Origin of the sequence: Bradyrhizobium sp. C-145 (genome assembly GCF_023375135.1) — a bacterium.
GTDB classification, from domain to species: domain Bacteria; phylum Pseudomonadota; class Alphaproteobacteria; order Rhizobiales; family Xanthobacteraceae; genus Bradyrhizobium; species Bradyrhizobium zhanjiangense.
Window position 1 is genome coordinate 8,068,922 of the sequence record NZ_CP088150.1, and the last position, 11,852, is coordinate 8,080,773.

The window sequence follows — 11,852 nt, forward strand, 5'->3', positions numbered from 1 at the left end:
CGATCCGGCGCAAGCTCCCATCAACGCCAATGACGATCGCTTCGCCCGCGCCAAAGGCCGCCAATCCGGCCAGTTGGCTCAACAACCAGCCTTATCTGCTGCTCAGCCTGAGCTCGCTGTTCTGGGCGGGCAACATCGTGCTCGCGCGCCATGTCGGCGCGCATGTGCCGCCGCTGACCGTGACCACGATCCGCTGGTTCGGCGTGTTCCTGATCCTGCTGCCGTTCGCCTGGCCGCATCTGAAGCGGGACTGGCCCGCCTTGCGGAGCAGCCTGCCCCTGATGCTGTTCCTGTCGCTGGTGGGCTTTGCCTTCAACAACGCGATCTCGTACTGGGCGATGCAATACACGGAAGCGCTGAACGCGCTGCTGATCCAGTCGGCAGGTCCGCTGTTCGTGGCACTGTGGTCGCTGGTACTGTTCGGGGTGCGGCTGACCGGCGCGCAGTTCGCCGGCATCGCGATCTCGCTTGCCGGCGTGCTGATCATCATCCTGCGCGGCGATCTCGCCGCGCTCGCGAGCATCAGCTTCAACAGGGGCGACATCATGTTCGCCTCCTCGCTGGTGGCGTTCGGTCTCTACTCCGCCTTCATCCCGCGGCGGCCGAAGATCCATCAGCTCTCATTTCTCTCCTTCACCACCTGCTGCGGCGCGACCATGCTGCTGCCGACCGCGATCTGGGAGGCGGCAAGCGGCCGCGTGCTGCAATTCGACGGGATGACGCTGGCGACGCTGGGTTACATCCTGATCTTTCCCTCGACGCTGGCCTATCTCTTCTTCAACCGCGGCGTCGCGCTGATCGGCCCGAACCGCGCCGCGCCATTCTTCCATCTGGTGCCGGTGTTCGGCTCGGCGCTGGCGATCCTGCTGCTCGGCGAAAAGCTCCAGCCGTTCCACCTGATCGGCTACGCGCTGGTGCTCGCCGGCGTCGTGATCGCCTCGCGCCAGGGTTCTGCGGTGAAGTAATTCCGCGGCGCGGACACGTTCACTACCTACGGCCATCTTTCGAATCCGGTTTTGACAAGCTACGTTCCCCGCCAACGAAAAAGAGGGAACGTCCAGACATGATTTCAGTGTTGATTCGAAACCTGCGTGCTATCGGCGCCGCCGTACTGTGCCTCGCCGCCGCATCCACGGCCCAGGCCGACAATTATCCGAGCCGCAACATCACGCTGGTGTTGCCGTTCGCCGCCGGCAGCGGCACCGACACCACGACGCGGCTGATCTCGCAGCATCTGTCGCAGGCGCTCGGCGTCGGCATCGTGATCGAGAACAAGGCGGGCGCTAACGGCATGCTCGCCGCGACCTATGTCGCGCGCGCCGCGCCCGACGGCTACACGCTGCTGGTGACGACCAACACCACGCATTCGGCCAATCCCTTCCTGCTCAAGAGCCTCACTTACGATCCGGTCAAGGATTTCACGCCGATCGCGCGCACCGGCGATTTGCCCTTCATGCTGGTCATCAATCCGGAAGTGCCGGCCAAGACCGTCGGCGAGCTGGTCGCCTATGGCAAGGCCAATCCGGGCAAGCTGAGTTATGCCTCGGGCTCGTCCTCGGCGATCGTGTCGGGCGCGACCTTTGCGCACAATGCCGGGCTCGACCTGTTGCACGTGCCCTACAAGAGCTCGCCGCCGGCGCTCAACGACGTCATGGGCGGCCGCGTCTCGATGATGTTCGTGGACATCCTGACCGGCCTGCCGCATGTCAACGGCAACGCGCTGCGCGCGCTCGCGGTCACCACCAAGGAGCGCTCACCGCTGGTACCGCATCTGCCCTCGATGCAGGAGGCCGGCGTGCCGGACTTCGACATCTCGTCATGGCAGGGCTATTTCGGCCCGGCCGGCATGCCGAAGGAGATCGTGACGCGGCTCAACGCCGAGATCAGGAAGATCGTCGAGAATCCGGAGATCAAGGCCAAGCTCGCCACCCTCGGCATGGACGCCTTCTCCGGCACGCCGGAGCAGCTTGGCAGCTTCGTGAACGAGCAGCTCGTGCTGTGGGAGAAGCTGATCACGAACGCGAAGATCGAGAAGCAGTAGGCAGTCTCGTAGCGTGGGCAAAGCGTAGCGCGCCCACCATTAGGTCGTCGCAAAAAAGAAGAAGGTGGGCACGACGCTTCGCGTCTTTGCCCACCCTACGCATTTCGCGCCTATGACTACGCCGCGCGGACCTTGGCGAGGAAGCCGTCGACGGCGCTGCGCAGCGCGCCGGACTGGTTGTCCAGCTCGCGGGCGTTGGAGAGCACGTCGCTGGCCGCACTGCCGGTCGCTTCCGCGGCCGAGGTGACGCTGCCGATATGGGCGTTGATCTCGCTCGAGCCCGCCGCAACCGACTGGATGTTGCGGGCGATCTCGCGGGTCGCTTCGCCCTGCTGCTCGATCGATGCGGAAATGCCGGCGGTGATCTCGCTCATCTCGGCGATGGTCTGGGTGATACCGGAGATGGCCGTGACCGCGTCGCTGGTCGAGGTCTGCATCGCCGCGACCTGCGCGGAGATCTCCTCCGTCGCCTTCGCGGTCTGGTTGGCGAGCGCCTTGACCTCGGAGGCGACGACCGCGAAACCGCGGCCGGATTCACCGGCGCGTGCCGCCTCGATGGTGGCGTTGAGCGCGAGCAGGTTGGTCTGCGCGGCGATCGAATGGATCAGCTTGACGACCTCGCCGATCTTCTCGGCGCCGGTCGAGAGCACCTGCACGGTGGCGTTGGTCCGCTCGGCATCGCTGACGGCGCGGCTCGCGACTTCGGTCGAGCGGGTGACCTGACGGGAGATTTCCGCAACCGAGCTCGACAGCTCTTCGGCGGCAGCCGCAACCGTGCCGACATTGCCGGAGGCCTTTTGCGAGGCAGCGCCGACCGTTGCGGCACGCGAGGAGGCGTCGCTCGCGGTCGCGGTCATCGACTGCGCCGTGCTCTGCATGCCGGCCGCGGCCGAGGAGACCGAGCGGACGATGCCGTTGACGCTGCGTTCGAAGTCGTTGGCGATGTCTTCCATCGCGCTGCGACGTTCCGCCGCGGCACGCTCCTTGGCATCGGCCTCGGTCTTTTCGAGGTCGCGGATGCGAACGGCGTTGTCCTTGAAGATCTGCACGGTCGAAGCCATCGCGCCGACCTCGTCGCCGCGGCCGACACCCGGGATGTCGCCCTCGAGCTTGCCGTCGGCCAGCTCCTTCATGCGGGTCCCGAGCAGCGCCAGCGGGCGGCTGATGCTACGGCCGATCAGCCAGGCGACGCTACCCGCAACGATGACGATGCCGAGCATGGCGAAGCCGAGCAGCCAATAGACCGGACCCATCCTCTCGTCGATGTCCTCGAGATAAGCGCCGGTGCCGAGATACATCTCGAAGCCTGGCACTGCGACGGCGTAGCCGAGCTTGCGGATCGGCTTGGCCTGACCGGGCTTCACATATTCGTAGAACAGCAAGATCTCGCTATTCGCCCTGACCCCATCCATGATCTCGCGGGACAGCTTCCGACCGTTGGTCTCCACATCCATGCGGTTGGTGCCGATCACCTTCGGATCGGGCGCGAGCTGCGTGATGCCGTCATAGGTGGTGCCGAACAGATAGCCGGAGCCCTTGTCGTAGGTCATCGCATTGCCGTAGCGGCGCAGCTCGGCGAGCGCGGCGTCCTTGGTCAGCTCGCCGGCATTGACCCGCTTCACCAGCGTGGCCGCGTAGTTGCGGGCCAGCTCGACGATCGCCTTGGTCTGGTCGATGCGCGCGTTCACCATCTCGCGCTTCATCAGGTAGCCGGCGAGGACACCGGAGATGCACAGGCCGAACAAGGTGACGCCGACGAGAATGCCGAGCTTCGGGGCGATCTTCAGATTGCTCAATTTCACGGGATGGCTCTGGCAACAATGGGATACGGGCACGCGATCAGACCGATCAAAATCGAAACAACTTTTATGTGTGAGGCCTTATCAAGTTACTTACGGGGCCTCCGTAGAAGCCCGCACGCCGCCGCAAAAACCTATCTCAACACCGACAACCGGGAATTGTACGCGACCGCATCGATTTCGCGTAAAAGACGCAAAGGCCAGCCACGAAGGCGGGTCACAACAAGAAACCAAATCGGGAGCAGAAAATGCCGAAATACAGGGTGGTGACGCCGAAGGGCGCGAGCTTCACGGTCGCGGGCAGCGATTATTCCTATGAGCGCGAGGCGCTCGATCCGATCGATGCCGAGATCGTCGAAGCACCGGCCGACGAGGCCGGCTTCATCGCCGCCGCGAAGAACGCCGACGCCATCTATGCCAAGGGCATTCCGATCACCAAGACCATCATCGACGCGTTGGAGAGTTGCAAGGTCATCACGCTCGGCTCGGTCGGCGTCGACAGCGTCGACGTCAAGGCCGCCACCGCCCGCGGCATTCCCGTCACCAACATCCCCGACACTTTCATCGAGGAGGTCGCCGACCACGCCATGATGCTGCTGCTCGCCGGCTTCCGCCGCCTGGTCGAGCAGGACCGCATGGTGCGCGACGGCCGCTGGGCCGAGGGCCGGCCGGCGCTGCTCAAGATCCCGAGGCTAATGGGCCAGACGCTCGGCTTCATCTCGTTCGGCCGCGTCGCGCGTGCGGTAGCGAAACGTGCAGCCCCGTTCGGCCTGCGCATGATGGCCTATGATCCCTTCATCCAGGAAACGCTGATGTACGACCACGGCGTGATCCCGGCGACGCTGAACGAGGTGCTGTCGCAATCCGACTTCGTCTCGATGCATGCCCCCGCCCGGCCTGAGGTGCATCACATGCTGACCGAGAAGCATTTCCGGCAGATGAAGAAGGGCTCGATCTTCATCAACACCGGCCGCGGCGCCACGGTGGACGAGGAGAGCCTGATCAAGGCGCTGCAAGAAGGCTGGATCGCGCATGCCGCCCTCGACGTGCTGGAGAAGGAACCGCCCTCGCACAACAATCCGCTGCTCGGCATGGAGAACGTGACCCTGACCGCCCACGTCGCTTCGGCCTCGGCACGGTTCGACGAGGCGCGCAAGCGCCGTGTGGGCTACGAATTGTCACTGGTGCTTCAGGGCATGTGGCCGGTAAGCTGCGTTAATCCGTCGGTGCTGCAAAGCACCGCGCTCCGCCGCTGGCAGCCTGTCAGCATGGATCGCGGACCGAACAGCTAGGCGGACGGCGCAAAAGGCGCCGGTAACCGGAACGGCCCTTCACCGGCGATCAACGCCGGGAAGGGAGACATTTAGGGAGGAACTGATGAGGAACGACATCACGCGTCGTGATGCCTTGGCGCTGGGCCTGTCCGCTGCAACGCTCGCGGCCACTGGTGCTGCAGCGCAAACAACGCAATCCAACATCAAGGCCGCCGACGTGGCGGCGCCCAAGCGCGACATCGAGAAAGGCGCATCCTTGCGCATGCTGCGCCCGGTGCGTTTCGTCCAGGCCGACGAGGACGTGTTCCGCGCCAATGCGGCAAAATTCACCAAGGAGACCGGGGTCGAGGTCAAGGTCGACTTCGTCGGCTGGGAAGACATCAACCAGCAGACCGCGGTGACCTCGAATTCCGGCGCCGGCCCCGACATCATCATCGGCTTCTCCGATGCTCCGCACATCTATATCGACAAGCTGATCGAGCTGACTGATGTCGCCGACTATCTCGGCAAGCGTTATGGCGGCTGGCTGCCGCTGGCGCAGCGCTACGGCAAGAAGAACAAGAGCGACGCCTGGATCGGGTTGCCGTTCGGCGCCACCGCCGGTCCCCTGATCTACCGCAAGTCGATTCTGCAATCGGTCGGCTTCGACAAGGTGCCGGAAGACCATGCCGGAATCGTCGACCTGTGCCAGAAGCTGCACAAGGCCGGCAAGCCGGCCGGCTTCGCGCTCGGCAACGCCAAGGGCGACGGCAACGGTTTTGCGAACTGGGCGCTGTGGTCGCACAACGGCTCCCTGCTCGACGAGGACGGCAACGTCGTCATCAACAGCAAGGAGACGATTGCCGCGCTGAACTGGGTCAAGCAGCTCTACCCGACCTTCATCGCCGGCACGACATCGTGGAACGACGTCAGCAACAACCGCGCCTACTCCTCGCAGGAGATTTCCCTGACCGCCAACGGCGTCTCGCTGTACTTCTCGTTGAAGAACGACCCCGCGACCAAGGCGATCGCCGAGGACAGCGAACATCAGTTGCTGCCGAAGGGCCTGGCCAAGGTCTCGCCGATGGCGGGCCTGACGCTGAACGCCATGGTGTTCAAGCACAGCCAGTACCCCAACGCGGCAAAGGCATTCCTGCAATACATGCTTGAAAAAGACCAGTACGAGCCGTGGCTCAATGCCAACTCCGGCTATTGGTCACAGCCGCTGGCCGCCTATGCCGAAGCCGCCGTGTGGTCGCAGGATCCCAAGGTGAAGCTGTTCAAGGACACCATGAACAGCACCTATTATGACGGCTACAAGGGCCCGATCTCCACGGCGACGGGTGCCGTCAGCGCTGACTACGTGCTGATCCAGATGTTCTCGTCCGTTGCCACTGGCGCCGCCACGCCCGAGGCCGCTGCCGCAGAAGCCGAGCAACGCTGCAAGCGGTACTTCCGGCGGCAAAACCGGTAACGGGCGACGACAAAGCGGCCGTCATTGCGAGGAGCACTTGCGACGAAGCAATCCAGACTATCTCCGCGGAGACAGACTGGATTGCTTCGCTTCGCTCGCAATGACGGTGGAGTGACTTTCACAGACGGGACAACAAACTGATGTCCGTGACCACCCTCTCCTCCCCCGCCCTGGCCCAGCGGCAGCCGAACTGGCTGGTACGCCTGTTCGACTACAAGCCGTTCCTGATCGCGATGTGTCTGGCGCCTGCGATCGGGCTGCTCGCGGTCTTCCTGACCTATCCGCTCGGCCTCGGCGTCTGGCTCGCCTTCACCGACACCACGATCGGCCGGCGTGGCATCTACGTCGGCTTCGAGAATTTCCAGTATCTGCTCACCGATTCCCTGTGGTGGAACGCGGTGTTCTACAGCGTGGTCTACACGGGCATCGCAACGTTCGGGAAATTCGCACTCGGCTTCTGGCTCGCGCTGCTGCTCAACAACCATTTTCCTTTCAAGAGCGTGCTGCGTGCGATCATCCTGCTGCCCTGGATCGTGCCGACCGTGCTGTCGGCGCTGGCGTTCTGGTGGATCTACGATCCTCAATTCTCGATCATCTCCTACCTGCTGGTCGACGTGCTGCATTGGCGCGACAGCAATATAGACTTCCTCGGCTCGCCCTGGCCGGCGCGCTTCTCGCTGATCGCCGCCAATATCTGGCGCGGCATTCCCTTTGTCGCGATCTCGCTGCTGGCGGGGCTTCAGACCATCTCGCCCTCGCTCTACGAGGCTGCGATGCTCGACGGCGCCAGCGCCTGGCAGCGCTTCCGCTACATCACCTTCCCGATGATGATGCCGATCCTCGCCATCGTCATGACCTTCTCGATCATCTTCACCTTCACCGACTTCCAGTTGGTCTACGCCATCACCCGTGGCGGGCCCGGCAATTCGACCCATCTGCTGGCAACGCTGGCCTTCCAGCGCGGCATCGCCGGCGGCGAGCTCGGCGAAGGTGCCGCGATCGCAGTGTCGATGATCCCGTTCCTGGTGTTCGCGACGCTGTTCTCCTATTTCGGCCTGGCGCGCCGCAAATGGCAGCAGGGAGAGAGCAATGACTGATACTGTCGCCCAACCGGCTGTCGCCGACGCGAAGGCAGCGCCCGACACGATGGCCTGGGATTCCGGGCTGCGGCGGCTGATGATGATCTATCTGCCGCTCGGCTGCTTCGTACTCATCCTGCTGTTCCCGTTCTACTGGATGGCGATCACCTCGTTCAAGCCGAACGCGGAGCTGATGAACTACAAGGAGCACAATCCGTTCTGGATCTCCTCGCCGACGCTGGCGCATATCAAGCACCTCTTGTTCAACACGGCCTATCCGCATTGGCTGTGGACGACGATGTTGGTGGCAATCGGCTCGACCACGCTGTCGCTGATCGCGAGCACGCTGGCCGCCTATGCCATCGAACGCCTGCGCTTCCGCGGCAGTCCTTATGTCGGCCTCGGCATCTATCTGACGTATCTGGTGCCGCCGTCGATCCTGTTCATTCCGCTCGCCACCGTCGTCGTGCAGTTCGGCCTGTTCGACTCACCGTTGGCACTGATCCTGGTCTATCCGACCTTCCTGGTGCCGTTCTGCACCTGGCTCCTGATCGGCTACTTCAAGTCGATCCCGTACGAGCTCGAGGAGTGTGCGCTGGTCGACGGCGCCACGCGGCTCCAGATCCTGCGGCGGATTACGCTGCCGCTGGCGGTGCCCGGCCTGATCTCGGCCGGCATCTTCTCCTTCACGCTGTCCTGGAACGAGTTCATCTATGCGCTCGCCTTCATCCAGAGCGGCGCCAACAAGACCGTGCCCGTCGCGATCCTGACCGAGCTCGTCACCGGCGACGTCTATCAGTGGGGCGCGCTGATGGCGGGCTCGCTGCTCGGCTCGCTGCCGGTTGCGATCTTCTACTCGCTATTCGTGGATTATTACGTGTCGTCGCTGACAGGCGCGGTCAAGGAGTAGACGGCCGCTGCGGCCTTTGGCCCGGCTTCACAAAACTGCAACGTGCCGTCCGCATAAGGCGTGCGTCCGCCAACAGGAGACGCACATGCGCGCGACTTTTCTCAGCACCGTCGCAACGATCATTCTCACCGCGAGCGCAGCACTCGCGCAGAGCGAAGGTGAATTCCCGGCCAAGCTCGCCGGCCACGTGGTGATGCCGGCCGCCTCGTTCATCGACGCACCGGTCGACGCCCCCGCCGATCTCAAGACCTCGGGCAAGTACACCACGGGCAAGCGCGTCGACGCACTCGCCACCGTGATGGGCAAGTCCTATGAGCGAGCGACCGGCGTGTCGCTGCCGTTCAAGGGCCAGCCGCTCCAGGGTCATTCCGGCATCAAGACCATGCCCGACGGCACGTTCTGGGTGATCACCGACAACGGCATGGGCGCGCGCGCGAACTCGCCGGATTCGATGCTGTATCTGAACCGCTACAAGATGGATTGGGCGGGCGGCAAGATCGAGCGGCTGGAGACCATCTTCCTGCACGATCCCGACAGACGCGTCCCCTTCCGCATCGTGCACGAGGACACGCAGAAGCGTTACCTCACCGGCTCGGACTTCGACACCGAGGGCTTTCAGATCATCGGCGACACCTTCTGGATCGGCGACGAGTTCGGCCCCTACATCCTGAAGGCGGACAAATCAGGCAAGATTCTCGGCGTGTTCGAGACGGTCGCCGACGGCAAGCCAGTGCGCTCGCCCGACAACTGGGCGGTGGGAACGCCGGGCGCGCCGGGCGCGACCTACACCAACGTCAACCTCCGCCGCTCCAAGGGCTTTGAAGGCTTTGCGTCGTCGAAGGACGGCAAATTCCTCTACGGCCTGCTCGAGGGGCCGCTGTGGGACACCGACAAGAAGGATTGGGAGAAGGTCGACGGCAAGGAAGCCTCCCGCATCCTCGAATTCGACGTCGCCGCCGAGAAGTTCACCGGCCGCTACTGGCAGTATGTCTTCGAGCAGAACGGCAACGCCATCGGCGACTTCAACATGATCGATCCGGCCTCCGGCCTCGTCATCGAGCGCGACAACGGCGAAGGCACCGCCGACAAGGCCTGCCCGCAAGGTCAGCGCGGCGAGAACTGCTTCCCGGACCTCGCCAAGTTCAAGCGCATCTACAAGATCGAGCTCAGCGACGCCAATGTCGGCAAGCCCGCGCGCAAGATCGGCTATATTGACCTGATGAAGATCCAGGATCCCGACAAGAAGGCGAGGAAGCCGCTCAATGACGGCGTCTACACCTTCCCGTTCTTCACCATCGAGAACGTCGATCGCGTTGACGACACCCACATCATTGTCGGCAACGACAACAATCTGCCATTCTCGTCCAGCCGCGACCCCAACAAGGCCGACGACGACGAGTTCATGCTGCTCGAGGTCGCGGATTTCCTGAAGGCGAAGTGAGATCTCGCTCCATCAATGCAGTCATCGCCCGGCTTGACCGGGCGATCCGGTACGCCGCGGCGCCAGCGATTGGATCGTTAGGCCTCAGCGTACTGGATGCCCGCCCCCGTGCGCAATTGCGCGCTAGGCGGGACATGACATCGCACCGTAAACTCCCTACCCCGCCGGCACGATCACCATGCCCTTGTCCTTCGGCCAGCGGATGCGCCAGGCGAAGTTGATGTCGCGGGCCTCGCCGGGCTTGGCGTCGAACGACCATTCCAGCACGCCGCGCTTGTCGCGGATGTTGCTCGCGGTCGGCGGCGTGGTCGCGGGCAGCATCTCGACCACGATGTCCTCGTTCTCGCTGACCGGCAATTGATCCTCGATCGCAACCTTGATCGGGAAATCGTGACCATTGCGGATCGTCGTCTTGAATGAACGCTCGTCGGTCTTCGACGTCGTGACCAGCAGACCCGCCGAGCCTTCGTTGCGCTTGAGCACCGCGCGCTCGATCTTGATCTTGTCATCGGCGCCGAAGCCGAGCCGCACGATGTCGTCCTTGGTCGACGCCGTGATCTTGCCGCGGCCGACGAAGATGCCGTCGCGGTAGATCGCGACCTTGCCAGGCAGCAATGTCGTATCGTCGGTTTGCTTGAAGCTGGCTTCGAGGAAGGCGGTCGGGTCCATCACCGGTGCGGCGCGCACCGCCAGATCGACGGGCACATTCACCGAAGCGATACGGAGGCTCTTGGCGCCCTCGGCGGCACCGAGGCTGACGCGGCCGGGAATCCTGAAGGTGGCCTGGAAGTCGCCGATTTCGGCAACCGCCTGCTGTTCTTCGGCGCGTTCACGCGGCTCAGAAGCCTCCGCGACTTTGGGCATCAGCGGCTGCATCTGGCGTGCCATCGGAGCGGGCCGCGCCAAATCAGAGGCCGTGCCGAGCGCCAGCGGCCTCGGCACCTGCGGATATTGTGCCACCAGAGAATTCAGCTCCGGGGCGCTGCCGCCGCGGCCGATGCGCACCGTGGAGACGCCGAGTGTGACGTTGGACCAGTCTTCGCCGGTCGATTGCGTGATCTCGGCACGGCGGACCAGCTCGAGCTGCGGCTTGCGGTCCTTGGCGCCGGTGTCGAGCCGGGCGTCGTAGAGCGGCAGCCAGCGCGCGTTGCGCACGGCATAGGTCACCCGCAGCGTCGCCTTCGTCGCGGCGGCCGAGGCGACGTCGATCCGCACCTCCAGCTTGCTCGGCGGCTTGGCCGAACGCTCGACTTCCAATTGTGCGATCTGGCGATCGATCTCGCGCTGTTTTCGTGTGGCATCGCGGATCGCAGTGTCCGCCGTCGCGGTCTCTTCAGCCACCGCCGCAAAGGCCGCGCGCCATTCGGTGATCGGCCGCGCTTCACCCTTGTCGCCGAGGCCGGCGGGCGAAGCTTCGGCGAAGTGCTGCGCGAAATTGCGCCGTGCGGTGGCCGAGTCGATCGCACCTTGCAGGTCTGCCCGCTGATCCCTGAGCGCCTCGATGCGCTTGTCGAGCTCGGGCAGGTTCACGGGCGCCGCCGTACGCGGCGGCCGCGCGTCGATCGTGCCGATGGTCAGCTTGGCGCCCGCCTCGCCTTCCACGCGGAGGGAAGATGGATCGAGCGAGAGCGGAAAATCGTTGGCGACCAGCGTCGAGTCACCCGAGGCGAGATCCAACGAAATGACGCGGGTCACGGTGGCGCCATCGGGATAGACGGTGACCGTATCGATCGCGGATTTGGCGTCCACGTCGGCTGCCCATGACGGCACCGCGACGGCCGAGGTCACCAGGACCAGGCTCGTGGTTGCCAAATATTTCGCGATGATGCGCATAAATCCCTCCTGCCATTATCGC

The 11,852-nt window shown here is 64.0% G+C and carries 9 protein-coding genes; 7 read left to right on the forward strand and 2 right to left on the reverse strand.

The window, feature by feature from the left end; translation table 11 throughout:
• Positions 1–29: 29 nt before the first annotated feature.
• Complete coding sequence (locus tag LRP30_RS37990) at positions 30–965, forward strand: DMT family transporter (protein WP_128936456.1); 936 nt, start codon at positions 30–32, stop codon at positions 963–965.
• Between the two features lie 98 nt (positions 966–1,063).
• Positions 1,064–2,041, forward strand: coding sequence for a tripartite tricarboxylate transporter substrate binding protein (locus tag LRP30_RS37995; protein WP_249758127.1), 978 nt, complete (start codon positions 1,064–1,066; stop codon positions 2,039–2,041).
• 116 nt (positions 2,042–2,157) lie between these two features.
• Here LRP30_RS37995 and LRP30_RS38000 read toward each other — a convergent pair whose 3' ends face one another.
• The gene (locus LRP30_RS38000; RefSeq protein WP_249758128.1) at positions 2,158–3,843 is read right to left on the reverse strand and encodes a methyl-accepting chemotaxis protein; all 1,686 of its coding nucleotides are present in this window, start codon (positions 3,841–3,843) and stop codon (positions 2,158–2,160) included.
• A 245-nt stretch (positions 3,844–4,088) separates the two neighbouring features.
• Between LRP30_RS38000 and LRP30_RS38005 the strand changes: the two genes are divergently transcribed.
• From LRP30_RS38005 to LRP30_RS38025, 5 genes are all read left to right on the forward strand, one after another.
• Complete coding sequence (locus LRP30_RS38005; RefSeq protein WP_091888294.1) at positions 4,089–5,132, forward strand: C-terminal binding protein; 1,044 nt, start codon at positions 4,089–4,091, stop codon at positions 5,130–5,132.
• Positions 5,133–5,217: 85 nt separating this feature from the next.
• Positions 5,218–6,567, forward strand: a complete 1,350-nt coding sequence (locus LRP30_RS38010) for an extracellular solute-binding protein (protein ID WP_128936459.1) — start codon at positions 5,218–5,220, stop codon at positions 6,565–6,567.
• Between the two features lie 140 nt (positions 6,568–6,707).
• Positions 6,708–7,664, forward strand: a complete 957-nt coding sequence (locus tag LRP30_RS38015; RefSeq protein ID WP_128936460.1) for a sugar ABC transporter permease — start codon at positions 6,708–6,710, stop codon at positions 7,662–7,664.
• On the forward strand, positions 7,657–8,556 hold the full coding sequence (locus tag LRP30_RS38020) for a carbohydrate ABC transporter permease (RefSeq protein WP_249758129.1): 900 nt from the start codon (positions 7,657–7,659) through the stop codon (positions 8,554–8,556). The genes LRP30_RS38015 and LRP30_RS38020 overlap by 8 nt, the downstream gene beginning before the upstream one ends.
• A gap of 85 nt (positions 8,557–8,641) precedes the next feature.
• Positions 8,642–9,997 carry an esterase-like activity of phytase family protein gene (locus tag LRP30_RS38025; RefSeq protein ID WP_249758130.1) on the forward strand — a complete coding sequence of 452 codons (1,356 nt, stop codon included), beginning with the start codon at positions 8,642–8,644 and terminating at the stop codon, positions 9,995–9,997.
• Between the two features lie 156 nt (positions 9,998–10,153).
• Here the strand turns inward: LRP30_RS38025 and LRP30_RS38030 are convergent, their stop codons facing one another.
• Positions 10,154–11,830, reverse strand: coding sequence for a mucoidy inhibitor MuiA family protein (locus tag LRP30_RS38030; protein WP_249758131.1), 1,677 nt, complete (start codon positions 11,828–11,830; stop codon positions 10,154–10,156).
• Positions 11,831–11,852 lie beyond the last annotated feature (22 nt).

Bases quoted from the DNA above. Each gene is read 5' to 3' on its own strand.
- LRP30_RS37990 (WP_128936456.1), top strand. From the start codon at position 30: ATGACGATCGCTTCGCCCGCGCCAAAGGCCGCCAATCCGGCCAGTTGG.
- LRP30_RS37995 (WP_249758127.1), top strand. From the start codon at position 1,064: ATGATTTCAGTGTTGATTCGAAACCTGCGTGCTATCGGCGCCGCCGTA.
- LRP30_RS38005 (WP_091888294.1), top strand. From the start codon at position 4,089: ATGCCGAAATACAGGGTGGTGACGCCGAAGGGCGCGAGCTTCACGGTC.
- LRP30_RS38010 (WP_128936459.1), top strand. From the start codon at position 5,218: ATGAGGAACGACATCACGCGTCGTGATGCCTTGGCGCTGGGCCTGTCC.
- LRP30_RS38015 (WP_128936460.1), top strand. From the start codon at position 6,708: ATGTCCGTGACCACCCTCTCCTCCCCCGCCCTGGCCCAGCGGCAGCCG.
- LRP30_RS38020 (WP_249758129.1), top strand. From the start codon at position 7,657: ATGACTGATACTGTCGCCCAACCGGCTGTCGCCGACGCGAAGGCAGCG.
- LRP30_RS38025 (WP_249758130.1), top strand. From the start codon at position 8,642: ATGCGCGCGACTTTTCTCAGCACCGTCGCAACGATCATTCTCACCGCG.
- LRP30_RS38030 (WP_249758131.1), bottom strand. From the start codon at position 11,830: ATGCGCATCATCGCGAAATATTTGGCAACCACGAGCCTGGTCCTGGTG.